A 26,757-nucleotide genomic window follows, 5' to 3' on the forward strand; every position below is an offset into this window, starting at 1 on the left:
CGGCTTGTGCCGCCGCACCCGTCAGGCACGGCGACAGATTATTCATAGCGAATGGCGTCCGCAGGCGACATCCGAATGGCGCGTCGGGAAGGCAACCAGACCGCTAACGCCACAATTAAAGAAATCATGACGGCGACACCCCAAAAGAGCAGTGCAAAGGAGGTATGCCCGTTGCCCAATATACGCGTCAACTTGGGTGCGACAAAGAAGGCCAAAGGCAACCCGATAATCAGGCCAATGAATAATTGCTTACTGCCCTGAAGCATCAGCATCCGTAACAGAACGCCTTCCGTTGCCCCCATCGCCATACGCACCCCGATCTCCTGAATACGTTGATTGATCACATTGCGCATCACGGCATAAATACCGGTGGCCGCCAGAATGACCGCGACCAGACCAAACAACATAAAGAGGTTGGCAATGAAATGCAGCCCGGCGGTATTCCTGGCCAGACGTTGATTTAACGTTTGCACCTGATTAACGGAGAGCGTGCTGTCAATCTGGCGAACCGCATTCATGAGCGCAGGCCCTAACGTATCAGGATTCTGAGCCCTGAGCACCAGCGTTAATGACGCCGCGGGTATTTGCGCCAGCGAGCGGTAAACCGTGACCCGCTGGCGGAACGCGCTGAAAGGTCGGCCATGAATGACGTTAGGCACCACACCGATAACCGTGAACCAGCGCTGATCATCCGTATCACGAAAACGCAGGCGTTTACCGATGACATCCCGCTCACCGGGCCAGAACTGCTCCGCAAACGACTGGCTGACCACCACCACGGGCTGTGAGTCCTGCGTATCACTGCTGGCAAACTCCCGTCCGGCCACCGGCGTGATCCCCATTGCCGTCAGGCTTCCCGGCATCACCTGGACATCATTGACCAGAGGATAAGACCAGCGGTCTTTGCTGTTGTTGGTAGACGAATCGATATCAACCTGACGGGGTACGGTAAATTGTCCGACGGCGCTGGTGGTGATGGCCGTTTTTTCAACACCGGGGATCCCGCTGAGGGACGATTGCAGGCGCTGATAGAACAGGATCCGGCTCGCATCATCAGGATACTGGTTGGCATTGAGGTTAATCTGACCGGTGAGATAGCCCTGCGTCGCCACCCCGTAATCGGCACGGGTCGCCTGGTAAACCAGCAGCGCCAGCAGCGCACTGATGCATAAAATGGAACAGGATAATCCGACTTCAAACGTCACCAGAATACGGGACACCCTGCCTGCCCCGCGACTTTGCGCGCCCCGCGTTCCATCACGCAAAACATCGTTGAAATTACCGTGGGTGATTTTCCACGCAGGCAATGCACTGGTAACGACAGCCGTCATGATGACCAGCACTAACGCATTGAGGATCATGACGTTATCGAGTGACAAATGCCACCAGAACGGAATTTTGTTCGGTACAAACGTCGGCAGTAACGTATTGGTGATCTCGAGTCCCCAGGCGGCGAGCAGAACGGCGATGATGCCCGAGAAGGCGCAAATAAATAAGCTTTCCCACATCATTTGCATGACCAGACGACCGGAAGGTGAGCCCAGAGCAACGCGGATAGCGATTTCTTTTGAACGCTCTGTGGTTCTTGCCAGCAATAAGTTACCGACATTACAACACGCCAGCACCAGCACAAAAGCCACGGCAAAAAGCATGACGATGAAGATCGGCATGGTCTCCTCACCCATGAAATTTTCCTGGAATGTCAGTACCTGCGCCGACAGCCCTTTATTGCTTTCAGGATACTCAGAGGCCAGCGACTGCATCACCTGAGCGAGGTCACCGTCAGCATCGGCGAGCGGAACACCGGGTTTCAGGCGCGCATAAACGGATACTTCCGGCGCACCTTTGCGGACCAGATATTGTGCAGGATCCAGCTTAGAAGGCAGCCAGAGATCATGAAAGAAAGGAAAGGCAAAATTGGCGGGCATGATGCCCACAATGCGCGTGTGTATCCCATTGATCAGGACATCTCTGCCAATGAGTTGCGCATCGGCAGCAAAGTAGTTTTGCCACATGCCATAGCTGATAACGGCAACCGGTGTCGCGCCAGGCTGGACATCTTCACTGTTCAGCACCCTGCCACGATAAGGCTGGATGCCAGTATAAGAAAACATCTCCGGCGTATTGCGGATCGCCATATAGGAAACCGCTTTGGTGCCGTCACTGATATCGGCACGTTCAGCATAAAAATAACCCACGTCATTGAGCGTGGTATTGCGGGCCTTAATTTCCTGGTAGTCCAGGAAGTTGACCCCGGAGTCACTCAGACTGACGCCGTTGACCGTCGGGTTTACTAACACCATGTTTTTCCCGTCCGGATAAGGAAGCGGCGTAAACATGATGGTGTTAATGACTGAAAACATATAAAGCGTCAGTGCCAGACCGCAGGACATAATAAGCACAGTGATAAAGGTAAATGACGGGCTTTTGAGTAACAGGCGTAAGGCATATCGGATATCAAAAAGCATTTTATGCTTCCTTTATCAGGGTCAGTTCCCGTGCCACATGTCCGTCTCCGACGACCTGCCCGTCAGAAAGCACGATGCTGCGCTGCGCCCGCTCGGCTGAACGAGGATCATGGGTGACGATGCAGATCGTGGCGCCCTCCTGATGTAACTTATCGAGAATATTCAGCACCGCCTCGGCATTGTGGGAGTCCAGGTTACCGGTCGGTTCATCCGCCAGAATGATGGAGGGATTGCCCACGATAGCCCGTGCGACGGCCACGCGCTGCTGCTGTCCGCCGGAAAGCTGCGAGGGATAATGGCGTCCCCGGTGGGACATATTGACCTTGTCTAAGGCTTCCGCCACTCTCTGCTGCCGTTCAGTTTTAGAAATATCCTTGCGGTAAGTCAGTGGCAGGGAGACATTTTCCTCAATGGTTAAATCGCTGATGAGATTAAATGACTGAAAGATAAAGCCGATATCACGATTTCTCACCAGGGCACGCTGCTTTTTAGAGATATTTTCCACGTTGTGCCCGGCCAGCTGATAGGTCCCGGTAGAGGCCACATCGAGCAGGCCCAAAATCGAAAGCAGCGTTGATTTACCACAGCCTGAAGGCCCGGAAATCGCCACGTATTCCCCTTTGGAAATGCTGAGCGTGATCTTGCTCAGGGCGTGTGTCTCAATTTCATCGGTCAAAAAAATCTTATTCACGTCAGTGAGTTCTACCAGTGATTCCATCATTTTCATCTCCATCGCATTGTCCTGTAAGCTGGCGTCTTTTGCAGGTGAGCCGGCATTATTTAGTAATCTCAATTTGATCTGCCCCTTGCCAGGCGCTGCCGTCACTGAGAATAATTTTATCTCCCGCACGCAGTCCACTGGTCACCTGAATATAATCCGCAGATCCCTGACCAAAGTTGACCTTCATTTTGGTGGCAAAGCGTTCCTTTTCATCGAGCCGGTAAAGCATCGAAGGTAAATTATTCTGGGCAAACGGTGGCCGCTCAACGTACAGGGAATCATTAATTTTTGTCACTGCGATTAAACCATCAACGCTCAGGTCAGGTCGGGCTTCCTGCGGCAGTGGTTGATTGAATGTCACATCCACTTTAACGGTGCCATTGGTCACCGCAGGATCCACCCGTGACAATACCCCGGTGAACTGGCTGCGTCCGGTGTTAATGGTAACCTGCTGCCCGACGGCAAGATCACGGGACTGTAATTCCGGCACTTTGAGTTCAGCATAAAGTTCCTTTTCTTTCGCCAGACGGGCAATACTGGTGCCGGTGGTGACCCGCTGGCCGACCTGGACTTTCACATCCTGCAAAATGCCTTCAATCGGTGAGGTAACATTCAGCGAATCGACTTCCTGCTGGCTCAGCAGCACCAAAGATTCCAGTTTGTTAAGGCGCATCGCACTGGCTTTGATATCAGCATCAATGCTCAGCTTGAGTGTTTTTAATCGTTTTTCCTCAAGCACAACTTGCTGACGATATTGTTCAGTATTAATACGGGTCGTTTCGTATTCCAGCATCGGCACTGCCGCAATATATTTCTTTTGCGCAGCAAGCCGCATCGTAGAGCTGAGTAACCGGCTTTTCGCATCCAATACCAAGGCTTCCTGACTCAGAATTTTATTTTGTAATTCTGCATTAGTGGCGTCAGTCTCAGCCCGGCGGGCATCCAGCTCGAGCCGGTTTTCCTGTAATTTTTGTTCCAGCGTCGGGTTACTCATTCTGACCAATAACTGGCCTTTATTCACCTTCATGCCAGGTTTGTAAATGACCTCTTCCACGCGGGCATCAACATTGGCCGCAACCCAATTGATATCACGCGGTAGCAGTACCCCGTTACCCCGCACTTCAACCGAGAAACTGCCATATTGAACCTGCCCGACCGCGATACTCCCGCGGGAGATCTGATAAGGCGAAAAACGGTAATTATAGATTGCCGCCAGCGTGGCTAAAAAGAGTGCGCCCGCAACAATAAATTTGCGGTATCGCTTCAGTATGAATTTATTCCCGGGTTGCGGGATTGATATGTCCATAATAATACCTTTTCTGATAACTCCTTACCGATGAGCACAAATCGTGCCAACCTTTAAAATTTAATTAACCAACTGATTTTTATGTGTTTTTTAAAAAGTCGCCAATTACACCTTTTCCCTTAATCATTTTCTATCTCATTAATGGAACGAAAATCGGGACGGCATGCCCTGATTACCCTCTTTTGCCTGCGAAACCCCACGCATATCATGCATTCCCAATATTGGGATATTAAATCTGGCAAGTTAATTAGTGTGTTTCGAAAATGGGATTTTACTATTTACATAACAGGAAAGAATAATAATATCCATTATAAACAATAAGTTGAAAAAAATAAAAACATGGCATAGTAATTGCTTAGAGAATAGCGGGGACGGTATTCCAATTTTAAAAATTTGTTCATCACTCATTAATTACGCAGAAGGGGTGTGTATGTGGGAACGCAAACTATCGAACGCTGAAAAAAGTCTTTTCACACAGAAAATAACCGAGGATCTCGATAATCGTCATTTGACTATCTATGGCAAGCACGCTCATACAGACAAAGCATTATGTATTGTTAAGATTATTAATTATATGCTGGAGAATATTTCTGACGAGATCACACTTGAAGATCTGGAAAAAATATGTGGTAAAACCCGCTTTGATATTTGCCGCATATTCAAACATTTCTATGATGTCACACCGATAAAGTGGATGTGGAAGGTCCGGCTGGCGCTGGCCAGGGAATTTATCCATTTAGCCCCTGAGTGGTCTTTGACAGATATCAGCTATGCTTGTGGATTTTCGTCGCTGCCGCATTTTTCCCGAAGTTTCAGCAAGACCTATAATGAGTCTCCGCTCAAATTCAAACAGAATGTCATCAGGACAACACGCCCGGAAATAAAAAAAGAATCATCAGATTATGATTTCATTTTCGGCATCCAGAGAAACAACTTTTCAAGAAGTATGTTAATCAGCAACCTGCACTTCTTATAATTATTAATAAGATTTCTTATGCCATTTTTTATTATTCTCTACACGCAATATCAGTTTTGGTTCATGGAAAGATGAAAAATCCTCATGCAAAGTATCCCTCAGAAAGTTTGAAATATAATTGAAAACAACAGGGTCACGTAATGCGCCGTTGTGGCCCTTTCCCTCTGTAACGATTAATTCACTTTTCTTCAATGAATGGCTCAGTATTTCGGCCTCATCCAGTTCAATACTGAGATCATTCTTATCATGCAATATCATGACAGGTTGCGTTATTGAACCGATAAGCTCGGGACCAATAACATCAGGATGGACACCATAGCGGCGCTGATAAAGCTTTTTCATCGATACGGCAATGCGCCTGGGCAGTTTATTATTGCGCACATATCTGTCCATCATTTTCCCGTAACTGCACGGACTGCCGATTAAAATCATCCGTTTAAAAAGCAGTCCCTGTAGCGCGGCCATGCAGCCAATTAATCCGCCGGTCGAATGACCAATGATCACAGAGAAGTGCCCGTAATGCTTTTCCATCTCCATGACGGCCCGCGACAGATCATAGAAAGACACTTTTTTTCCGGGAGAAATACCATGTGCGGGCAGGTCAGGCGCAAAAACCGTATAGCCTTTTTCCTGCAACCGCTGCGCCATCTGCCGTAACATTATACTCCGGCCATCCCACCCGTGAAGAAGCAACACTTTTTCTGCCTGGGGATCCGCTTGCGGATAAATGAAGACCTTAACAAAAGATTTGCGCCAATAAAGCTCCTCCTGCACGCAGCGACTGAGCAGCATGATTTCCCCCTGCTTATAGGGTAAAGGCCGGGTCTTTTCGAAAAGACGCAACGCGTATAACGCAGAAAGATAGGAAGACATGGCATGCAGGGAATATAAGTCGAATAAACTGATTAATTTGCATGCCCGGGTATAATGCGTCGCAGGCCTTATTTTGGCTTTCATCAGTAACGTCGGACGCAATCGCATAATGACCAAAACCCGCAGATAATTTTGGTGAACCAGCGATAAAAACAACAGGACCGGATAAAAGAAGCTATAAAACATTCTCACTTCCTATTTTATTGGCCAGCCGCCAGTATTCTCTGCCGAACGCGATAAAGTACACCACATTAAAGACAATGATCAGATTCATAATACTTTGCAGTTGCGAGAACTTATCCCATCCCACCAGCAAGGTGATGACAGTCAGCAATTCGATGATAACGGTTAATACCAATACCCGCCGGGCCTGTTCTAATTGTTCCAGCAATGCCTGAAGCGAGGCAACAAAAGAGGTCATGAAAAACGTCGGTAACAGAATCAGTAAAATCTGGCTGCTGACATCCTGAATTATTCGGTCACCGGACAGAATTTTTATCAGACTCACTTCGGTGAAATAGACGCCGGAGGTCAGCAGAAGGTAAATAATGCAAATAAAGGCTAACCCACGGTGCAGCAATCGTTTTAATTCTTCTCCGCTGCTGATGGCCAGCCGCTGGTTAATTAATATCGCCAGCGCGGATCCGCAGGCCACGGCGGGGATGACAATAAACATCCGAATCTTGGTCACAATCAGAAAACCGGCGACATATTGCTCACCCAGGGTGCCGATTAACGGGAATATCAGCAGAGAACTGAAAAACAGCACCACTAACGAGGCAAAAATGGGCATCCCAACCTGAAGCAAAAGCCCGCTGAGACGCGGAATAAATGCGCCGGGGCGGTCATCTTCCACATGGCGACCGGTACGCCATACCAGCCAAAGCGCGACCGGGATAAGCAGAGCAGAAGCCAGGGCGTTGGAAATAATAATCGAATTGAAGCCTAATCCATAAACCTGATAGCCGGTGTAGCAGATCAACGCATTCAGCACGATATACGCGATGACTAACAGCATGCTTAGCGCGCTTTTTCCCTGCCCGCGCAATGCGCTGTTACACATCTCAAGCTGAATAAACGGCAGCATGGAAAGGAAATAGAGCGGTAATGCCGAGGAATAAAATGCATTGCCGGCGACCGGCAACAGGGTTTGCAAAAGAGGAGCGCAAAGCGCCGTCCCGCCGCTCAGCAGCGCCACAATCACGATGCCCAGTGTCGCCAGCAGGGAGGTCGCCGCCAGTACCTTTTGGCGGGACCACATATTCAGCGAACGGGCACTGAAAACCTGATTGGTGATAGCCAGGCATTCCAGAATAGCCAGGAATAAGAAACTGAACGGCTGGAGCATCGAAAGCAAATAAATTGAACTGGTTTCTTTCCCGTGCCCCAGAATCGCGGTCTGAATGTTTTGCGAAAATGAGACGGCAATGGCCACCACGATCATCGGCCAGGCTAACTTCAGCAGGTCCGCGATATCTTTGCTCAGGCTGTTACGCCGTAGCAACGTCATCTCAGGTGAAGTATTCATACTCTACGCTCCTGACGTGCTGGCAACACGGTTATGGCAGCGTCTGCGACCTTCCCGTACAGGCTGTAAATCATCATCGACAGGTAAGAAAGGCTGTGCGTCGAGCCTGATAAATAGCCATGCCCGCCCATCAGTTTTTCTGCCCGGTTGGTTAGCTCCGTAATCTGCCAGTGATCCGCTTCCGGGTCAGCATAGTCCTGCGCCGTAATGCGCATCTGCCACTGGAGCAAAAGTAAATCTGTCTGGTTGCTCAGATCGGCAAAATCCGCCTTCACTAACTGATGTCGGGTGGTTTTTATGCCAAAACTTTTTCGCGCGGATAAGTGCTTCCAGCTCACCGCCAGGATCTGGCTCAGGAGCCCCAGGCGCGCCGCAAAAGAAGCCATCAGCGGGATCGGATCATCAGTGATGGTTTCTGTGCCGGTATGCTGCAAAGCAATCCCGAGTGACGCCAGAATACGATCAGACTCCGCGTGCTGCTCCGCGCAGGTTTCACCTTCTGCTGCCAGAATCTGATACCCGCCGCAAAATACGCCGCTGGCCGGGTTGGCCCATTTCTGCCGCATCTGCCGGAAGGCTTCTGCCGGCTCATGGTCCCTGAACAAAAAGTAAAGTCGGGTAAACTCTGCTTCACACATCAGAGCTCTCCAGTTGCAGATGCTGTTCAATCCATTGAATAAGTTTCCCGACAGTGGTGAAGGCATCCTGGTTGATTTGATCAGGTTCAAACATCAGGCCGGGGATCTTTTCTTCCAGCGTTAATAAGAACTGCACAAATAATACTGAATCGAGATCCAAATCTTCATTAAAATCCGTTTCCGGCGTGATGTTGATTTTTGCAGACATGACATCATTTAATGCATCATTAACGGCTGACAGAAGTTGTGACATGGTTTACCTCATTATTTTCGTTTTTTTCAATCAGGATACAGGACATCGTTATCCCCATCCCCATAGCAACACAGAGAATTCTTTTACCTTCGAAGCTCTTTAATAAAGAAGACAAGTTAAATAAAATATCGGAGCAATAAGCGTGTCCATATCCTGATATATGCTCAGTAAAAAGCTCGCCCTTGAAGTTCAGTTTATCGGCAATTCTCCTGAGCATGGGTAAATCTATATTACCCGGAACAATCGCATCTATATGGTCAATCGTAAGGCTAAACTTATCCAGTACGTAAAGATAGAAATCATAATAATCTTGTTCGAGTGAGGAGAAAAGTTCCCGCCGTCGGGCAGCCGGAAATTCTCTGTGATTATTATAAAATGAAGACAGATGCCGCACGGCGGTTTGCTTGATTTGCCACGGTGAATGCCCCGCATTGAGGAGCATGGCAGCAGGAATTTCCGCCATAACACTATTATCAAGCTTATTAATATCACAGTGGAAAGCCTTTTCACCGGTGATGAGGATCATCGGCAACTGGCTTTTTATTACCCGGTTCTTTAATAAATGAATCGCCGACAAAGCCGATGCGCAATGATTGAGACTAATTGTTAATTTTTCCCAATGCCCGATTCCACAACGGGCCGCTATCTCATCAAGCCAGCAGTCATCAAAAAAAGTATTATGCGTTTGCGTTTTTGCATAGACCAAATATCCCCGCCCCTTAGCGATATTCAGATTTTCATTCACCAGAGTTGAAAGGGTTTCGTGTAACATTTCTGTATGGCTACCAGAGAACATTCCCACTGTGTGCAGAGAGTAATAACGTTCAAGTACCTTACGCGCGCCTGTTTTTAAATTATGAGATGATTCAAGCGTACTTAATGGCCTTAAAGAGATACGACCAGGCAACCAGCATAAATCATTAAGTGGCAACATATATTCTCACAGGGAATTATTTTAGAGTTATTATAAACGCAGTCCATAATCCCAGAAAAAAAACGTCTTTTTTGCCTGCAATTGCTTAAAGGGCAGGAATTCCCATTTTTGAATCCCAAAAATGGAATGTTATGAGTGTTCAGGAGGGAAAATCGGAAAGAACAGCGTACAAACGGAGCTGTTATAGCTGTACAAAGTGACCGTTGCTGACTTCGCGGTAATGACGCACCGGCGGCTGATAAGTGGCTGAGCGCAGCGGGCTGGCAAGCTCTTCCGGTACCACGGGACGTGTGCGGTGAACATCCGGGTCGGGCACCGGCACGGCGGCCAGCAGTTTGCGGGTATAGGCGTGTTGCGGGTTTTCGAAGATATCGGCACGCGAACCGATTTCGACGATTTCGCCCAGATACATCACCGCCACACGGTGACTGATGCGCTCGACCACCGCCATATCGTGCGAAATAAACAGATACGCCAGCCCGAGTTCCTGTTGCAGATCGAGCATCAGATTAATCACCTGCGCTTTGACTGACACATCCAGCGCCGACACGGCTTCATCAGCAATGATCATTTTCGGCTCCAGCGCCAGTGCGCGGGCAATACAGATACGCTGCCGCTGACCGCCGGAAAACTGGTGCGGAAAGCGCGTCGCCATATTGCTTTGCAAGCCGACCTGTTCCAGCAGTTGCGCCACGCGAATGCTGGCGCTGGCGGCATCATGCAAGCCGAGGCTTATCATCGGTTCGGCAATCGCCTGACCAATGCGCATTCTCGGGTTCAGGCTTTCATACGGATCCTGAAAAATCATCTGCGCCTGGGTGCGGATATCCGCCAGCCGTGCGCTGTCAGCCCGGCGGATATCCTGCCCGCGGATCAGCACATCACCGGAAGTCGCTTCCGTGAGACGTAAAATCGTGCGTCCGGTGGTAGATTTCCCGCAGCCGGATTCCCCCACCAGTGACAGCGTTTCGCCCGGTTGCAGGCTGAATGACAGATCCTCCACCGCATGCACACGGGCAGAAACACGGCGCAGCAGACCGGATCTGACATCAAAGCGCGTCACCAGATTTTTAACCTCCAGCACCGGCTGACCGGTGCGCAGCGTATCGACAGACTCCGCCACCGGCAGCACTTCGCCGGTTTGGCTGTCGGTCAGCGGGAAGCGTTTCGGCAGCGCCACGCCGTTCATCGCGCCCAGTCGCGGCACCGCCGACAGCAGCGCGCGCGTATAAGGATGTGTGGGATGATGGAAGATTTCCCGCGTGGTTGCCTGTTCCACGGCTTCGCCACGGTGCATCACCAGCGTGCGATCCGCCACTTCCGCCACCACGCCCATATCATGGGTGATGAACAGCACGGACATGCCCTCTTCTTCCTGCAAGGATTTGATCAGCGCCAGAATTTGCGCCTGAATGGTGACATCCAGTGCCGTTGTCGGTTCATCCGCAATCAGCAAACGCGGATTACAGGCCAGCGCGATAGCAATCACCACGCGCTGACGCATGCCGCCGGAAAAACTCAGCGGATATTCATTGAGTCGTGCGGTGGCCGCCGGAATACGTACTTTCTCCAGCAACCGGACGGCTTCGGCGCGCGCGGTTTTATCGTCCATGCCGCGATGGCGTTTGAGCACTTCGGTGATTTGCACGCCGATTTTCAGCACCGGATTCAGGCTGGTCATCGGCTCCTGAAAAATCATGCCGATGCGGTTGCCGCGAATGCTTTGCATCTGCGAACGGTTGAGACTCAGTAAATCCTGACCGTCAAACCGGATGTTGCCGGAATAACGGGTCTGCTTTTCATCCAGCAAACGCATGACGGACATCGCCGTCACACTTTTACCCGAACCGGATTCGCCCACCAGCGCCAGCGTTTCTTTCGGGCCAATCGAGAACGAAAGGTCCCGCACCACATTCAGCCATTCGCCGCCCACGGAAAACGCGGTATTCAGTTTATCGACCTGTAAAACCGGGGGTTGCATCATCAATCTTTATTCCGCGGGTTGAGGATATCGCGCAGGGCGTCACCCACTAAGTTGATGGCGACGATCAGTACCAGCAGCGTGACGCCGGGGAAGAAGCTTATCCAGTAATCGCCGGACATCAGGTAATCAAAACCGTTGGCAATCAGCAGGCCGAGCGAAGGCTCGGTCACCGGCAAACCGATGCCAAGAAACGACAGCGTGGCTTCGAGCATAATGGCGTAAGCAATACGCATGGTCGCCACCACAATCAGCGGCGGCAGGCAGTTGGGCAGAATATGGCGGAACAGAATGCGCGGACTGGAAAGCGCCATGCTGCGCGCAGCGTCCACGTAACTGCGGCGACGTTCCAGCAGCGCCGAGCCGCGAATGGTGCGTGCGTAATACGCCCATTGCGTGACCACCAGCGCCAGTATGATTTTATCGACACCCTGCCCGAGTGCCGCCAGCAAAATCAGCGCAATCAGGATCGGCGGGAAGCTGAGCTGGATATCGACAATACGCATGATCAGCGCGTCCGTTTTGCCACCAACGTAAGCGCTGATCAGCCCCAGTGCTGCGCCAATGGTCAGCGCAATCATCGCGCTGGAGACACCCACCAGCAGACTGGTTCGCGTGCCGTACAAAATCGCGCTCAGCAAATCGCGCCCCTGATCGTCAGTGCCCAGCCAGTAAATCATGCCACTCATACTGGTGGTGCACGGTTTCAGGCGGCCATCCATGATGTCGAGCTGCGATAAATCGTACGGATTTTGTGGCGAGATCCACGGCGCCAGCACCGCCAGCACAATGGCGATACCTAAAATGATCAGACCGCATAAGGAGAATTTGTTGCGCAGCAGCGCACGCACGGTGTGGTAAAACGCGGAATGCGGTTTGCCCTGAACAGCGCTGCGCGAATGTACGGAATCAGACGCCATCAGTTTTCGCCCCCCAGCCGGACGCGCGGATCCACCAGCACATACAGCACATCCACCAGCAGATTAATCAGGCTGAACATCACCACGGTGATCATCAGATACGCCAGGATCACCGGCCGGTCGAGTACGGCGATAGAATCGATGATCAGCTTGCCCATGCCCGGCCAGGCGTAAATGGTTTCAGTGACTACTGCGAAAGCAATCAGCGAACCCAGCTCAAGGCCGATGACGGTAATCAGCGGGATCAGGGTGTTTTTCAATACGTGAACCAGCACGATGCGGCTTTCCGATAAACCCTTGGCGCGGGCGAAACGGATGAAGTCCTGTTGCAGGCATTCGAGCACACCCGCGCGGGTCAGACGGATAATCAGCGAGATTTTAAACAGCGCCAGATTCAGGGCGGGCAGGATCAGATGCGCGAGACCGTCGGCGGTAAACAGACTGACGGGGACGCCGAAAATGTCTACCGTGGCACCGCGCCCGGAGGCCGGAAGCACGCCGAGTTTGACGCTGAACAGCATGATCATCATCAGGCCAATCCAGAACGTCGGCAGGCTGAAGCCTAAAATTGAGACGGTCATGATCGACTTCGATAACCAGCCGTCAGGGCGCAGACCGGCGTATACGCCGAGCGGAATGCCGGTCACCAGCGCCAGCACAAACGCCACCAGCGCCAGTTCAAGCGTGGCGGGCATACGCTGGAAAATCAGGTGCAGCGCGGGCTGATTGTAGATGAAGGAGTTACCCATATCGCCATGCAGGGCATTGACCACGAACAGGCCATACTGCTCCCACACCGGTTTATCGAGGCCAAAAGACTGGATCACACTCAGGCGTTCAGCAGGCGTCGCGGTCGTGCTGAGCAGCAGGTCAACCGGATTGCCGACCAGATACACGCCGCCGAAAACCAGCAATGACATCACCAGCAGCGTCAGCAACGTTTGCCCGAAACGCCCGAGCAGGTAACGGCTCATGCGTTTGCGTCGCCATCGCGGCTGCCGTATCGCGAGAAAACACGGCGCAGCAGACTGAAAAAGCCGTATTCATCCACTTTCTGCATGACCGTGGCGTTAGGCGGCGTCGACAGTTTGCTCCAGAAATCCGCGTAGGTATATCCGGCGGTAGTACCGGAAACCGCTACGCCCACGCGCGCGGGCTGGCCTTCAAACAGGCCTGGCTGCAACAACCACGCGACGGTGGTGGCGTCATGCACCGGCCCGCCTTCGCGGCCAAACCGGTTGAGATCACTGCGGTCAAACGCATTAAGTAAAGCAGAAGTAGATTCGCCCGGCAGGCCGCCATCCTGTTTTAATGCTTCAATATCATCTGCGCTGATCAGCGCCTGAAAAGTCATATCTAGCGGCATGATGATCAATGGCACGCCGCTGTTAAACACTTTTTCGGCGGCATGCGGATCGGCATAGACGTTAAATTCAGCCCACGGCACGCGATGGCCGAGGGCGGTAAAGGCGCAGCTCATGGTGACGATCTGTTTAATGCCACGCGCGACGTCCGGGTGCATTCCCAGCGCCAGCGCAATATTGGTCATCGGACCGATGACGCACAAGGTGATCGGTGAGTTCTCTCCGGCGGCCTGTCGTAATGTCCGCACCAGAAAATCCACCGCGTGTCCGGCCTGCGGTTGCAGTTCCGTGTCTGGCACCAGTTCATTTTTGAACGCGCCAATGTGTGCGTATTTGCCATAAACCTGTTCACGCACCAGCGGACCGGGTGCGCCGGCATAAACGGGCGTAGCGGTCCTGCCAGACAACGCAACAATTTTGCAGGCATTGCGCACGGTGTCTTGCAGCGCCACGTTGCCAGCGACAACGGTCACACCAAGCACATCCAGTTCCGGCGAGGCCAGCGCCAGCCACAACGCGATGGCGTCATCCACGCCAGGATCGGTATCGATAATGATGCGCTGGCTCATAATTTTATTTCCCGGCATAACGTGAAAGCAGTTCGTAAAACAGCGCGAAGACTTTGTCGGCCTCTGCGTGCGTGACGATATCAACGTTGGGTGTCAGTCCCGACTTGCCATACCAGTCAGCGACGGTTTGCCCCATACACAACTCGCTGTCGTGTTCGACAAACACCCGCGCTTTTTCGGTGCTGAACAGTTCCGGCGCCAGTACGTAAGCAATCACCAGCGGGTCGTGTAGCGGCCCGCCGCGTGAACCGTAGCGGCGCACGTCGTTGCGATCCCAGAACGCCATTAATTCGCCCAACTGAACGGAGATCCGCCCGGAGACTTTGATAAATTTCGCCACATGTTCCGGCGTCAGAATCACCTGATGCGTGGCATCGAGCGGTAAAACCGTGATGTTCAGATCCGAGGAAAACACAATATGCGCGGCATGGGGATCGGCGAGCATATTGAATTCAGAGGTCATGGTGCGGTTACCGGCTTCGCGATACGCACCGCCCATCAGCACCACGCGACCAATACCCTCAGTGATCCCAGGTTTCATGCGCAGCGCCGTTGCCAGATTGGTCAGTGGCCCGAGCACGCACAGCGTCAGTGGCTGATTATGTTCAATCGCCTGCTCACAGCGGCTGATCAGAAAGTTAACGGCATGAACGGCGTCAGCCTGTTTTTGTGGCGCGGGAAAGGTGGTATTACCCAGACCGTTTTCGCCGTGAAACTGGCCGTGGATCGGCGCGCGCAGCAGCGGCTGATGACAACCGGCAAACACCGGGATATCCAGCCGGTAACCCAGCTCGGTAATTTGCAGCGCATTACGTGTGGTATTCGCCAGCGGCTGATTGCCACACACGGTGCAAATGCCGAGAATGTTCAGTTGCGGCGCGACGAACGCGCTGAGCAGTGCAATGGCGTCGTCAATGCCCGGATCGCAGTCAATGATCACCGGCAGGGTTTTCACAGCGCCCCCACGGAACGTAAAACGTCAGCGATTTCCTGACGCGCGGCCTGATTTAATGGCACCTGCGGCGGCAACGGATCGCCGACCTCAAAACCCTGCAATTGCAGCGCGGCTTTAATACAACCGGCGATAGAATATTTGGCGAAGATTTCATTGATGCGCCACAGCGGACGCTGCAACTCCATCGCCTTTTTCCAGTCGCCCTGCTTCGCGGCCTCATACAGCGCCAGACTTTGCTTCGGCACAATACAGGCCGGACCGGCCATCCAGCCCACGCCGCCAATCAGCATCACGCAGGCAGGAATGTGTGCCGATGCGGCAAATACCTGCATCCGCCCCTGCGTGCGTTCGATAATCGACAACAACCGGCCGGTATTGGTCGAGGCATCTTTAATATAGTTGATATTTTCCACGTGACTGAGCCGCTCGATGACAGGCAGGCTGAGATCAGAACGCTGGAACTGCGGATTGGTATACAGCACAACCGGCAGCTTTCCGGCTGCGGTCGCGATGGCACGAAAATAATCCTCGACGCCCTGTTCGGGCACCGGGAAATAGGCCTCGAGGATCGCCAGAATACCGTCGACACCCAGCGCGCCGTAGCGAGCGGTTTGCGCTACGGCGTCCTGAATGGTGGTGGCTGCGACACCGGCAATAACCGGAACGCGGCCTCGAGCGGCTTCAACGACAATTTTCACTATCTCCGTGCGTTGTTCTGCATTGAGATAAGCGAATTCACCTGTACTGCCGAGCGGCGTCAGACCATGCACCCCGCTGTTTATCAGGTGTTCGACCAGCGCTGTTAACACTGGTTTGTCTATCTGGCCGCCATCAGTGACCGGCGAAACCAGATAGGGATACACACCGCTAAAAGAAGTCATAGCTTCTCTCTCTTTTAGTAAACTACTACCTTAGTACAGCCCTGGTGTTGGTGCTGTATTCCCGCCTGGGTTTGGTATGCACTTTGCGTTTACTTACTGTTTCTTATGGACAAAGTACGGCAACGTATAGCCATCTGAGCGACCAACGTAGGTATAAGGTGTTTTCATCGCCCAGGTGTATGAAAGGAACAACAGCGGAATGGTGCCTTCATCCTTCATCGCAATCTCTGTGGCGTGTTGCAGTAACTTTTCACGCTGGCCATCGTCGAGAGTTTCCCGCGCCTGCAGCAGTGTTTTATCAAATTCAGGGTTCGAGTAACGCCCGCGATTGCCTTGTCCGCCGTTCGGCCCGAAGGTTTCGAGCAATGGCCCCAGCACACCAGAGGCTTCACCGGTTTCAATCGCCGCACCGCCCATAATCAGGCTGAAATCGCGTTTGGATGCACGGGAGAAATACACGCTGCCCGGCATGGTCACGACGTCAGTTTTAATGCCAACGCGGCTGAACATCTGGCCGAGCGCCTGCGCAATTTTAGAATCGTTCGGATAACGGTCATTCGACGCATGGAACGTCAGCGTAAAACCATCCGGATAACCGGCCTGCGCCAGCAATTGTTTCGCTTTCACCGGATCGTAAACCGGTGCGGCAATCGACGGCGTATAGCCGAAGTAACCTTTCGGCACCAGTTGCGACGCCGGAACGCCCTGCCCGTCCATAATGCGATCCACAATCGCCTGACGGTTTATCGCCAGCGACATCGCCTCACGCACTTCACGTTTTTTCAGCGGATTGCTGCCATCCGGCCCTTTGGCGAATGGCGACACATCGCGATCCTGATCCGGATGTAAATACAAAATACGGTTACCGGCGACAGATTCCAGATGCAGACTGGCTTGTTTGCCCAGATCCCGCCCGTCTGCCGTCGGTACGCTTTCAATCATATCAACGTCGCCGGAACGCATTGCCGCCACACGGGCACTCGGGTTTTTGAACACGCGCAAGGTGACGTTATCCCATTGCGCTTTTCCACCCCAGTACTGATCGTTACGCGCCAGCACGACGTTATCGTCCGGTGTCCAGCTGACAAATTTGAACGGGCCGGTACCGATGACATCTTTCCCTTCATTAAGGGTTTGCGATCCGACCGTCTCAAGCCGGGCCGGTAAAATAGCAACACGGCTTAAGTTGTTAAGTAATAATGGTGTTGGCGCTTTGGTGACAATTCTCACCGTTAAAGGATTCACTTCGGTGACGTCAGCGATATCGTTGACGTACGGCGTATAGGCGCTCGGGCTGTTTTTTGAGGCCAGCGCCACGCGTTTCACGCTGGCAATCACATCTTTGGCAGTGAAATCGCTGCCATCGTGGAATTTCACACCGGGACGCAGGGCAAATTCCCAGGTGGTGTCGTTGATGACTTTCCATGACACTGCAAGCGCTGGCGTTATGTGTTGTTTTTCGTCCTGATTCACCAGGCCGTCGAATATGTTGCGTGCCATCGCACTGTTGGCACCGCCGACGTAAAACTGCGGATCCATAGACGTGGTTGATGCGGCAAGGCCGATATTAAGATCAGCAGCCTGTACGGTCTGTAAAGCAAAAAGCGTGGCCAGTGCTGAGGAAAGCACTCCTGCCAAAACGGACTTTCTCATTCATTTAACCCTTAATTATTTTAGATTTTCAGGCAATGTGTATCAGATCGTAAACTGGAGTCTAGGGGGTGGACTTCTGAATTGAAAATTGTATTTTGTGTTACATCCATAAACAAATGTTATGGATCTTGAGGATGCATATGAAAATTAATCCCAGACAGGTAGAAGCTTTTCACAAGGTGATCCTTACCGGTGGCATGACCGCCGCCGCCAATATGATGAACATTACGCAGCCTGCGGTCAGCCGCTTGATCCGCGATTTCGAATATGCGGTTGATCTGAAGCTGTTTGACCGCGACGGACGCGGGTTGATCCCGCGCGACGATGCCATCAAGTTGTATCGTGAAGTCGAGCGTTTGTATCTCGGACTTGAACATATTTCACGTATCGCCGACGAAATACGTCATTCAAAAGGCAGCGTTTTGCGCATTGGCACGGTTGCGGCGCTTTCCGCGCTGTGCGTCGAACACATTTTGCCGCCGCTGATTGAGAGTATTGACGATATCTCGCTGTTTCTGGATATCGAAAGCACGACGCACATCACCGATGTGGTGACCAGCAATCAGTACGACGTCGGGTTCATTTTCGGTAAGCCGGATGTGAAGGGGCTGGAAGCGGAAATGCTGGCGCGGGCCAATGCCGTTGCCGTGATGTCACCACGTCACCCGCTGGCCAAACAGAATGTCGTCACCGCGATGGATCTGACGCGTTACCGCCCTATTATACCCGGGCGCAAAACGCCGCTGCGTGAACAGCTCGATCAGGTGATGAGCCGCCTCGACTTATATATGAATAACCCGATTGAAACGTCGCTGAACAATTGTTGTGTGATGGCGGGGAATAATCTGGGTATCGGTGTGGTGGATTTCATCACGGCTCGCAGCCACAAAAGCGATATCGTGCTTAAGCCGTTTACGCCAGATATCAGCATCGCCTATCTCGCCGTTTTCCCGCCGCAGATCCCGAAAAGCCGTCTGGTGGAACATATCACCAAAGAAATGAAGACATTAATTGAAGGCTATTTGTAAAACACCCCGTCAGGTTCGCCAAAATCGTACCAGTGAGTCCAACGTGTTCCCCTTCTCCCCTTTATGGTGAGAAGTCTGCGGACGGCTGGTACGTTTAATTAGATGAAAAACGTATATCAAACACTTCAGTTATCAAAATAACGAATAAAACACTTTATTTTATTCTTTAAAATCAATGAATAAAATTTAACTGCATAAATAATAATCTAATCTATAATAATTTACCTAATTTCAAACTCTTCGTTACACATTCACAACCTCGATGAGAAGTATTACTCTTTGCGCGAAATTGTTCTACTTGGTTCATTTAATAACGGGTGGTCATTAAGTGGTACCAGCTTTTCATCAACAGTTCTCTACAACCTATTTTCTACAAACCAATGCAGTGAGATAAATCATGCCAACAACAAATAACAAGTGGACGTGGCTCCTCTGGTTACTGAGTGCGCTGATGGTCGTCATCGGCCTGACACTCGGTATCGGTGGTGCGTACCTGGCCACATTAGGAGGAAGCGTTTACTTCCTGCTGATGGGTCTGGCGCTCATCGTTTCCGCCGTTTTGATTTTTAAAGGTAAGCCGTCAGGCGCATGGCTGTATGCCGTGGCCTTTGTGCTTTCTATTATCTGGGCTGTCTGGGACGCGGGCTTCACGTTCTGGCCGCTGTTCTCCCGCCTGTTCACTTTCGGCGTGCTGGCTTTCCTGGTGGCACTGGCCTATCCGTTGCTTCAGGCACGCGCGGGCCTGGTGGTGCGTAAAGGGCCAGGCTTCTCGCTGGCGGCTGTTCTGGCCGTTGCGCTGATTGCCGCATTCGGTAATACCTTCGTGCCGACGCCAATCATCAGCGCCGACAGCGATCAGGTGCCGGTGAAACCGGTAGATAAAGGTGCAGAGCAGAAGAACTGGGAAAACTGGGGTAACACTACCGCTGGCGACCGTTTTGCTGCACTGGATCAGATCAACAAAACCAACGTGGATAAACTTCAGGTTGCGTGGATTGCCCATACCGGTGATATCCCGCAGAGCAACGGCTCCGGCGCTGAAGACCAGAACACGCCGCTGCAAATCGGTGACAAGCTGTTTGTGTGTACCGCTTACAGCAAAGTGATCGCCCTGAATGTGGATGACGGTAAAAAGCTGTGGTCTTACGATTCCAACTCCACCGCACCTAACTGGCAGCGTTGCCGCGGGCTGGGCTATTACGAGAACAGCGCCGCCCCACAGGCTGCGGCGGCACAACCTGCCGCTGTGCCTGCTGCTGAACCGGCAAGCCCGACCGCTGCTTCAGAAGCCGCCGCGCCTGCCACTAACGCACCGCAAACGCCTGCTGCCACCGGCGGTACCGTCAGCGCCACCTGTGAACGTCGTCTGTTCCTGCCAACCATTGATGCCCGCCTGATTGCCATCAACGCCGACACCGGCAAGCCTTGCGCTGATTTCGGTGACAACGGCGTGGTGGATCTGAAAGTCGGCATGGGCGAAGTGAAACCTGGCTACTACCAGCAAACCTCTACCCCGCTGGTTGCGGGTAACGTGGTTGTCGTTGGCGGTCGCGTAGCGGATAACTTCTCTACCGGCGAACCTCCGGGCGTGGTGCGTGCATTCGACGTGCACACCGGCGCACTGGTGTGGGCATGGGATCCGGGTAATCCGAACATCACCAAACTGCCACCGGAAGGTCAGACTTATACCCGTGGTACGCCAAACGTCTGGTCGGCCATGTCCTACGATCCAAAACTGGGTCTGATTTACATGCCTACCGGTAACGCGACGCCAGACTTCTTCGGCGGCACGCGTACCGAGCTGGATGACAAATACAGTTCTTCTGTTGTTGCGGTAGATGTGGCCACCGGTAAAGTCCGCTGGACCTTCCAGACCACCCATCACGATCTGTGGGACTTCGACCTGCCGTCTCAGCCGCTGCTGTATGACCTGCCGGACGGGAAAGGTGGCAGCACGCCGGTTCTGGTGCAGACCTCCAAACAAGGCATGATCTTCATGCTGAACCGCGAAACCGGCCAGCCGGTCGCCAAAGTGGAAAACCGCGAAGTACCGCAGGGTAATGTCCCTGGCGAACGCTACTCCAAAACGCAGCCTTTCTCTGTCGGTATGCCAAACATCGGCAACCAGACGCTGAAAGAGTCTGATATGTGGGGCGCGACACCAATGGATCAGCTGCTGTGCCGCATCGAGTTTAAAGGCATGCGTCATCAGGGCGTTTACACGCCTCCGGGTCTGGATCGTTCCCTGCAATTCCCGGGTTCTCTGGGCGGCATGAACTGGGGCAGCGTCTCGGTTGACCCGAACAACGCCATCATGTTCGTGAATGATATGCGTCTGGGTCTGGCGAACTACATGGTTCCGCGTGCCCAGGTTCCGACCGGCGCGAGCGGCATCGAGATGGGGTTGGTACCGATGGACGGCACACCTTATGGCGCAGTCCGCGAGCGTTTCCTGTCTCCGCTGGGCATTCCTTGCCAGAAACCACCGTTCGGTACCATGTCTGCGGTGAACCTGAAAACCGGCAAAATCGTCTGGCAGGTGCCGGTCGGTACGGTGAAAGACACCGGTCCGCTGGGCATCAAAATGCGCATGCCAATGGAAGTCGGTATGCCAACGCTGGGCGCGAGCCTGTCAACGCAATCCGGCCTGCTGTTCTTCGCCGGTACGCAGGATTTCTATCTGCGCGCGTTCGATACCGCAAACGGTAAAGAAATCTGGAAATCCCGTCTGCCGGTCGGCAGCCAGTCCGGCCCGATGACCTACGTTTCACCGAAAACCGGTAAACAGTACATCATCATCAGCGCCGGTGGCGCACGTCAGTCCGCAGAACGCGGCGACTACGTGATCGCCTACGCGCTGCCTGATCAGAAGTAAGATTTCGCAGTCAATGACAAAGCCCGCTGGTGCAGACCGGCGGGCTTTTTTGTTGAACGTAACCCACAGATACCTTTAATGATGTTCCTGTCTTCACGACAGCAATGTTAAAACATACTAAACAAATAATTTGGGTTAAGGAGAGTGACGAGTATGATGCAACCATTACCCTTACTAACCAAAAGGAATTGGCATGGAAATCATCGGAGACAACAGCGTTATCACCAGTGTTGCACCCAAAGGTAAGGTTGTTTACTGCCGTGGTGAAACCCCCAGATTCTGGCTGGAACTGCAATTTGTCGATGAGAATAATCTCCCCGTTACCGGACTGAAGGTCACACTGGAATACCATCCGCTGGCATCCGCGCAAGACGTCGCGATGTGGAAAAAATATAGTAATCACCACTACGATCCCACACCACCACCTAATCCCCCTGCCGGAGTGACAGACAGCCAGGGACTGGTCAGGTTCGACGATTTGTCCTGGATAACGGTCGACGTAAAAGCAGACGCACAGCAGCTGGCCGACGAAATGGAGCAGCGCCCGCTGGGACTTCGGCGCAATCCTAACAGCCAGCCGGTGAGCAAAAATGTCTTTCGTCGGGAAACGCGAGATAAAAGCTGGCGATCTGACGTACAGGAAAAAGCCGAGGCCGCAGGACATATCCACCATTACGTGACCATCGGTGAACTTTGCGATCAGTTGCCTCACATTGAAGGCTGGGAGGAGAAGGAGCCACCGGAGTTTCATTTTCAGCAAGGGCGTTCGCTGAAAGGCACAGAGATAGCGTGTCAGGCGCTAAAGCAGCGGCACGTCATTGAAATCTGCCCGTTCCGGGCGTGGGTGCTGGCACTGCATGACACCACCGCGTTTGATCTTGCCAACAGCCTAAACCTCGGCATTATGGCTGACCTCGCCTATTCGGCTGAAGCGAAGAACAATACCATTGATTATTTCTTCCGGAATAAATGTCAGGATCTGTCTGCAATCCCGCAGTTTGCCGAATTCCCGTCTTATTACCACACGCTGGCCGTAGATGTCCCCTTCCGGGAACGTTATCTTGCACCTGTGTATCTGAATACGGGTGAGGGGTTAAATCCTGAGGGTGACACCAGGCTTTTTACAGTTGAGTGTGATACTCACATTATCGTTGCGTGGTGCGGTACGGACAGTTTGTTAAACGCTCTGACAGATATCTCCTTTGCGCCCAAAAAATGCCAGCCTGAGCTTGGTGGCGTGGGTCACATACACGGCGGTTTTTTGAAAGCCTACCAGCTAGCAAAACAAAGATTCGAGCTTAGATTTCAGAACGTAATCACTTCTCTAAATGAAGGGAGAGGCACGAAAAAACTTTTCATCTGTGGTCACAGTCTGGGCGGTGCGCTGGCCTTAACCTATGCTGCCGAGATGAAGAACAGCCGCCCTATTCTGTATACTTTCGGTATGCCACGCACCTTCACTCGCGCAGCAGTGCTCGGACTGGACGCTGTAACTCATTACCGCCACGTCAATGATAACGATTCAGTCACCCAAATTCCTCCCGATGCCGATGTAGACAATATTTTCTATGAGAAATGGGGGCCACTGGGCGACAAACTCGGCTTCGACTGGTCGGTGACAACACTTACCGGTTTGGGAGTGGCTGTTCGCGACCTGGCTTTTCAGTCCACAGGAATTTCCGATAAAAAAGATCCCTACTGGCATCACGGCAATACAGTGATATTTTTCCAGGCTCAGCAGTGCGTGATGCAATCCCGTCATCAGAACGTTCCGTGGATAGGCGGCGGAGGCAGCGATAATCCGGCACCCGGCGTGGTGAGCACCTGCCATAAGCAGTCGGTGAAACTCTTTCTGGTGCCCTCACTGAATGAAGAATGCCTTAATGCCACCGGCGAGCATCAGGCGAAGTTTATCGGGTGTCTGGATACCGTTAACCTGAGAAAAACCTTCCCCAGAAACACTAATCCCGAACTGGACGGACTTTTGAGTAACCCTTCCAGCCATTCTATGGCACACCGCTACCTGCCTTATATCCATAATCAGGTACTTGAGCTGGCAAATCCGGATCTTGAGATGGACCGGAAGGAGAAGCGGGCTGAGTTCAGGCAGGAGATTGAAGCAACTGCCAAAGGAAGTGCTAATCAGGATGAAGTACAGCGAAACCAGGAATTTATAGCGCTTCAGGATATGTTGCCGGTGGCACTAACCCGCACCCGCTCAGAAGATGTGGGCAAAAATGCCCTGCTACGTTTTGCTGCAGTTACGGAGGAAGAAGTTGAATTTTCTAAATAAAACAGCCCTGTTGATGCCGACAGTATTTTTGCTTTCCGCCTGTTATGGCAAAACAGACCAGACGTTGTCACCGCCGGAAAATGCCCGGCGCGTGACCATAGTCGTCAGGGTTCCTGAAGGCATTACACTATTGCCATTGCAAATGCTTTACCGTTCTGAACGGTGCAAGACTAAAAGCTACAACTCGAGTAATGAAGCCTACGAAATTCGCGGATATAACGGTTTTATGCAGGCATTCCCCCCGCAGGAAAACAGTGATATCAGACAGCAGCGGATTGCCATTGATGGCGGCGGGCCATGTCAGTGGCAGCTTAATTCCATTAAAGTCAGCTTTAAATTTTCCAATGACAATCCTCTAGTACAAGGGAAGAAAATAATTACTACTAATTATATTTTTGATTTTGATGATTATGGCTTTAGTGATGGTTACGCCACCGGTGAAGCACAAATTACCAGTGGAAATCTTGAATTGAAAACAGATTTTTTTCCTATGGTTATTATAAATCAAATGTTCAATCAAATATCTATTGAGATGTTTGGTGGTGATACAAATTATGACAGATGGAGCCGACGTTACAAACTTCAAGATACTCAGAAAATAGCCATTGAACCGATATTACACTCTCAGAAAGAAGTATTACTACAGGGTGATGAAGAACGTGGAGTCGGGATGATGATCACTTATCCCAATGGAAGCATTGAGCATGTACGCAAGATAAAGCCTGATTATGAAAAGCTACTATCGATGAAATAGAAAGGGATTCTTTCGTTTTACATATTCAAGGAGGAAGAAGTTGAATTTTTTAAATAAGAATTATGCGGTTATATCCTTTATCGTGCTGCTTTATGGCTGTGATAACACTCCCGACCGCACTCTGTCTCCACCTCAGAATGCAAAGTGGATCGACGTGGTCTTCACGCTTCCGGCAGATACCGTTCTTTTACCAATGGAAGTTCTTTACCGTTCAGATAAGTGTAAAACAGTGCGTTATAACTCGAGTAATGAACCTCATGATATTCCCGGTTATAACGATTTCGAGAAGCCATTCGGTCAGCAAGGAAGCAGTAATATCTGGCGGGCACATATCGCCATTGATGGCGGCGGAAAATGCCAGTGGCAGCTTAATTCTATCAAGGTCAGTTTTAGGATTGCTGATAATAATCCTCTGGTGCAGGGGAAAAAGGGGTTTGCGACCAATTATATCTTTGACTTTGATGATTATGGATTCAGTGATGGCTACGGTACAGGTAGGGCAATCATGGTCAGTGGAAATCTTGAATTGAAAACAGATTTTTTCCCTATGGTTATTATAAATCAAATGTTCAATCAAACATCTATTGAGATGTTTGGTGGTGACACAAATTATGACAGATGGAGCCGACGTTACAAACTTCAAGATACTCAGAAAATAGCCATTGAACCGATATTACACTCTCAGAAAGAGGTATTACTACAGGGTGATGAAGAACGTGGAGTCGGGATGATGATCACTTATCCCAATGGAAGCATTGAGCATGTACGCAAGATAAAGCCTGATTATGAAAAGCTACTATCAATGAAATAGAAAAGGAATTATTTCATTTTACATTTTCAAGGAGGAAAAAGTTGAATTTTCTAAATAAAACAGCCCTGTTGCTGCCGACAGTATTTTTGCTTTCCGCCTGTTATGGCAAAACAGATCAGACGCTGTCACCGCCGGAAAATGCCCGGCGAGTAACCATAGCCGTCAGGGGTCCTGAGGGCATTACACTGTTGCCATTGCAAATGCTTTACCGTTCTGAACGGTGCAAGACTAAAAGCTATAACTCGAATAATGAAGCCTATGAAATTCGCGGATATAACGGTTTTATGCAGGCATTCAACCCGCAGGTAAACAGTGATATCAGACAGCAGCGGATTGCCATTGATGGCGGCGGGCCATGTCAGTGGCAGCTTAATTCCATTAAAGTCAGCTTTAAGATTGCTGATGGCAATCCTCTCGTTAAAGGAAAAGAGGTTTTCGCTACTAATTATATCTTCGATTTTGATGATTATGGATTTAGCGATGGTTATGGTACCGGTAAAGCGAAGGAAGCCAGGGGTAATCTTCATTTAAAAACGGACTTTTTTCCGGTGGCGACTCATCTGGATGAGAATGATATTAGCCTGGAGTTTTTTGGCGGTGAAACAGGATATGAAAAATGGAGAAGGCGATATAAGCTCCATGATACGCAGAAAATATTTATTGAACCGAATATTCATTTAACAAAAGTTGTTACGCTCATTCCGCCTGAACAAAAAGAGGATAGAGATTTTTCAGCGATTTATCCTGATGGGAGTACCGAAAAAATTCCGTATATTTATCCTAATTACGAAAAACTGCTATCCATGAAATAACGAAGTCATTATGAAGTTACCTTCAGGGAGGAAGAAGTTGAATTTTCTAAATAAAACAGCCCTGTTGCTGCCGACAGTATTTTTGCTTTCCGCCTGTTATGGCAAAACAGATCAGACGCTGTCACCGCCGGAAAATGCCCGGCGAGTAACCATAGCCGTCAGGG

Annotated in this window: 22 protein-coding genes; 7 read left to right on the plus strand and 15 right to left on the minus strand. The window is 51.3% G+C overall.

Annotated features, from left to right (window positions below; all coding sequences use genetic code 11):
- Positions 1 to 38: 38 nt before the first annotated feature.
- Genes GW591_RS18035 through GW591_RS18045 form a run of 3 tightly spaced genes read right to left on the minus strand, consistent with a single transcriptional unit; the run spans position 39 to position 4,495 of the window.
- Positions 39 to 2,468 (minus strand): ABC transporter permease, encoded by a 2,430-nt coding sequence (locus GW591_RS18035; protein ID WP_013577962.1) that lies wholly within the window; start codon positions 2,466 to 2,468, stop codon positions 39 to 41.
- A 1-nt stretch (position 2,469) separates the two neighbouring features.
- Positions 2,470 to 3,186 (minus strand): ABC transporter ATP-binding protein, encoded by a 717-nt coding sequence (locus tag GW591_RS18040; protein ID WP_037033254.1) that lies wholly within the window; start codon positions 3,184 to 3,186, stop codon positions 2,470 to 2,472.
- A gap of 58 nt (positions 3,187 to 3,244) precedes the next feature.
- Positions 3,245 to 4,495, minus strand: a complete 1,251-nt coding sequence (locus tag GW591_RS18045) for an efflux RND transporter periplasmic adaptor subunit (protein WP_121019845.1) — start codon at positions 4,493 to 4,495, stop codon at positions 3,245 to 3,247.
- 430 nt (positions 4,496 to 4,925) lie between these two features.
- On the opposite strand from GW591_RS18045, the gene GW591_RS18050 reads away from it, so the two are divergent.
- Complete coding sequence (locus tag GW591_RS18050) at positions 4,926 to 5,471, plus strand: helix-turn-helix transcriptional regulator (protein WP_013577965.1); 546 nt, start codon at positions 4,926 to 4,928, stop codon at positions 5,469 to 5,471.
- A gap of 3 nt (positions 5,472 to 5,474) precedes the next feature.
- On the opposite strand, the gene GW591_RS18055 is transcribed toward GW591_RS18050, so the two are convergent.
- From GW591_RS18055 to GW591_RS18110, 12 genes are all read right to left on the minus strand, one after another.
- Positions 5,475 to 6,530 carry an alpha/beta fold hydrolase gene (locus tag GW591_RS18055; RefSeq protein ID WP_013577966.1) on the minus strand — a complete coding sequence of 352 codons (1,056 nt, stop codon included), beginning with the start codon at positions 6,528 to 6,530 and terminating at the stop codon, positions 5,475 to 5,477.
- Complete coding sequence (locus GW591_RS18060; RefSeq protein ID WP_013577967.1) at positions 6,520 to 7,872, minus strand: MATE family efflux transporter; 1,353 nt, start codon at positions 7,870 to 7,872, stop codon at positions 6,520 to 6,522. The genes GW591_RS18055 and GW591_RS18060 overlap by 11 nt, the downstream gene beginning before the upstream one ends.
- The gene (locus tag GW591_RS18065; protein WP_225444954.1) at positions 7,869 to 8,438 is read right to left on the minus strand and encodes a hypothetical protein; all 570 of its coding nucleotides are present in this window, start codon (positions 8,436 to 8,438) and stop codon (positions 7,869 to 7,871) included. Before GW591_RS18065 ends, GW591_RS18060 begins: the two co-directional genes overlap by 4 nt.
- A gap of 64 nt (positions 8,439 to 8,502) precedes the next feature.
- Positions 8,503 to 8,763: an acyl carrier protein gene (locus GW591_RS18070; protein WP_013577969.1), complete on the minus strand. Its 261-nt coding sequence runs from the start codon at positions 8,761 to 8,763 to the stop codon at positions 8,503 to 8,505.
- A complete protein-coding gene (locus tag GW591_RS18075; RefSeq protein ID WP_166861172.1) occupies positions 8,738 to 9,697 on the minus strand; it encodes a 3-oxoacyl-[acyl-carrier-protein] synthase III C-terminal domain-containing protein in 960 nt (319 codons plus the stop codon). The genes GW591_RS18070 and GW591_RS18075 overlap by 26 nt, the downstream gene beginning before the upstream one ends.
- 181 nt (positions 9,698 to 9,878) lie before the next feature.
- Positions 9,879 to 11,678 carry an ABC transporter ATP-binding protein gene (locus GW591_RS18080; RefSeq protein ID WP_041689189.1) on the minus strand — a complete coding sequence of 600 codons (1,800 nt, stop codon included), beginning with the start codon at positions 11,676 to 11,678 and terminating at the stop codon, positions 9,879 to 9,881.
- 2 nt (positions 11,679 to 11,680) lie between these two features.
- Positions 11,681 to 12,598, minus strand: a complete 918-nt coding sequence (locus tag GW591_RS18085) for an ABC transporter permease (protein WP_166861176.1) — start codon at positions 12,596 to 12,598, stop codon at positions 11,681 to 11,683.
- Complete coding sequence (locus GW591_RS18090; protein WP_014416605.1) at positions 12,598 to 13,572, minus strand: ABC transporter permease; 975 nt, start codon at positions 13,570 to 13,572, stop codon at positions 12,598 to 12,600. Before GW591_RS18090 ends, GW591_RS18085 begins: the two co-directional genes overlap by 1 nt.
- Positions 13,569 to 14,531: a nucleoside hydrolase gene (locus tag GW591_RS18095; protein WP_013577974.1), complete on the minus strand. Its 963-nt coding sequence runs from the start codon at positions 14,529 to 14,531 to the stop codon at positions 13,569 to 13,571. Before GW591_RS18095 ends, GW591_RS18090 begins: the two co-directional genes overlap by 4 nt.
- Before the next feature lie 4 nt (positions 14,532 to 14,535).
- Positions 14,536 to 15,486, minus strand: a complete 951-nt coding sequence (locus GW591_RS18100) for a nucleoside hydrolase (protein WP_013577975.1) — start codon at positions 15,484 to 15,486, stop codon at positions 14,536 to 14,538.
- Positions 15,483 to 16,367, minus strand: a complete 885-nt coding sequence (locus GW591_RS18105; protein WP_013577976.1) for a dihydrodipicolinate synthase family protein — start codon at positions 16,365 to 16,367, stop codon at positions 15,483 to 15,485. The genes GW591_RS18100 and GW591_RS18105 overlap by 4 nt, the downstream gene beginning before the upstream one ends.
- Before the next feature lie 93 nt (positions 16,368 to 16,460).
- Positions 16,461 to 18,020 (minus strand): ABC transporter substrate-binding protein, encoded by a 1,560-nt coding sequence (locus GW591_RS18110; protein WP_013577977.1) that lies wholly within the window; start codon positions 18,018 to 18,020, stop codon positions 16,461 to 16,463.
- A gap of 140 nt (positions 18,021 to 18,160) precedes the next feature.
- Between GW591_RS18110 and GW591_RS18115 the strand changes: the two genes are divergently transcribed.
- The 6 genes from GW591_RS18115 to GW591_RS24035 all read left to right on the plus strand — a co-directional run bounded on the left by GW591_RS18115 (position 18,161) and on the right by GW591_RS24035 (position 26,593).
- Complete coding sequence (locus GW591_RS18115) at positions 18,161 to 19,048, plus strand: LysR family transcriptional regulator (protein ID WP_013577978.1); 888 nt, start codon at positions 18,161 to 18,163, stop codon at positions 19,046 to 19,048.
- A gap of 397 nt (positions 19,049 to 19,445) precedes the next feature.
- Entirely contained in the window at positions 19,446 to 21,923 is a 2,478-nt protein-coding gene (locus GW591_RS18120) for a membrane-bound PQQ-dependent dehydrogenase, glucose/quinate/shikimate family (protein WP_121019850.1), read from the plus strand.
- Positions 21,924 to 22,116: 193 nt separating this feature from the next.
- Positions 22,117 to 24,216, plus strand: coding sequence for a lipase family protein (locus GW591_RS18125; protein WP_119262374.1), 2,100 nt, complete (start codon positions 22,117 to 22,119; stop codon positions 24,214 to 24,216).
- A complete protein-coding gene (locus GW591_RS24030) occupies positions 24,200 to 24,970 on the plus strand; it encodes a hypothetical protein (RefSeq protein ID WP_225444955.1) in 771 nt (256 codons plus the stop codon). Before GW591_RS18125 ends, GW591_RS24030 begins: the two co-directional genes overlap by 17 nt.
- A gap of 40 nt (positions 24,971 to 25,010) precedes the next feature.
- On the plus strand, positions 25,011 to 25,781 hold the full coding sequence (locus tag GW591_RS18135; protein WP_191996270.1) for a hypothetical protein: 771 nt from the start codon (positions 25,011 to 25,013) through the stop codon (positions 25,779 to 25,781).
- 41 nt (positions 25,782 to 25,822) lie between these two features.
- Positions 25,823 to 26,593, plus strand: a complete 771-nt coding sequence (locus GW591_RS24035; RefSeq protein ID WP_225444956.1) for a hypothetical protein — start codon at positions 25,823 to 25,825, stop codon at positions 26,591 to 26,593.
- Positions 26,594 to 26,757 lie beyond the last annotated feature (164 nt).

The sequence above is a fragment of the Rahnella aceris genome (genome assembly GCF_011684115.1).
Lineage (GTDB): Bacteria > Pseudomonadota > Gammaproteobacteria > Enterobacterales > Enterobacteriaceae > Rahnella > Rahnella aceris.

Coding starts and splice junctions, on each gene's coding strand:
- GW591_RS18075 (WP_166861172.1), bottom strand. CDS start 9,697: ATGTTGCCACTTAATGATTTATGCTGGTTGCCTGGTCGTATCTCTTTA.
- GW591_RS18115 (WP_013577978.1), top strand. CDS start 18,161: ATGAAAATTAATCCCAGACAGGTAGAAGCTTTTCACAAGGTGATCCTT.
- GW591_RS18050 (WP_013577965.1), top strand. CDS start 4,926: ATGTGGGAACGCAAACTATCGAACGCTGAAAAAAGTCTTTTCACACAG.
- GW591_RS18080 (WP_041689189.1), bottom strand. CDS start 11,678: ATGCAACCCCCGGTTTTACAGGTCGATAAACTGAATACCGCGTTTTCC.
- GW591_RS18070 (WP_013577969.1), bottom strand. CDS start 8,763: ATGTCACAACTTCTGTCAGCCGTTAATGATGCATTAAATGATGTCATG.
- GW591_RS18105 (WP_013577976.1), bottom strand. CDS start 16,367: ATGACTTCTTTTAGCGGTGTGTATCCCTATCTGGTTTCGCCGGTCACT.
- GW591_RS18110 (WP_013577977.1), bottom strand. CDS start 18,020: ATGAGAAAGTCCGTTTTGGCAGGAGTGCTTTCCTCAGCACTGGCCACG.
- GW591_RS18055 (WP_013577966.1), bottom strand. CDS start 6,530: ATGTTTTATAGCTTCTTTTATCCGGTCCTGTTGTTTTTATCGCTGGTT.
- GW591_RS18045 (WP_121019845.1), bottom strand. CDS start 4,495: ATGGACATATCAATCCCGCAACCCGGGAATAAATTCATACTGAAGCGA.
- GW591_RS18060 (WP_013577967.1), bottom strand. CDS start 7,872: ATGAATACTTCACCTGAGATGACGTTGCTACGGCGTAACAGCCTGAGC.
- GW591_RS18095 (WP_013577974.1), bottom strand. CDS start 14,531: ATGAGCCAGCGCATCATTATCGATACCGATCCTGGCGTGGATGACGCC.
- GW591_RS18065 (WP_225444954.1), bottom strand. CDS start 8,438: ATGCGGCAGAAATGGGCCAACCCGGCCAGCGGCGTATTTTGCGGCGGG.
- GW591_RS18090 (WP_014416605.1), bottom strand. CDS start 13,572: ATGAGCCGTTACCTGCTCGGGCGTTTCGGGCAAACGTTGCTGACGCTG.
- GW591_RS18035 (WP_013577962.1), bottom strand. CDS start 2,468: ATGCTTTTTGATATCCGATATGCCTTACGCCTGTTACTCAAAAGCCCG.
- GW591_RS18125 (WP_119262374.1), top strand. CDS start 22,117: ATGGAAATCATCGGAGACAACAGCGTTATCACCAGTGTTGCACCCAAA.
- GW591_RS18120 (WP_121019850.1), top strand. CDS start 19,446: ATGCCAACAACAAATAACAAGTGGACGTGGCTCCTCTGGTTACTGAGT.
- GW591_RS18085 (WP_166861176.1), bottom strand. CDS start 12,598: ATGGCGTCTGATTCCGTACATTCGCGCAGCGCTGTTCAGGGCAAACCG.
- GW591_RS18040 (WP_037033254.1), bottom strand. CDS start 3,186: ATGGAATCACTGGTAGAACTCACTGACGTGAATAAGATTTTTTTGACC.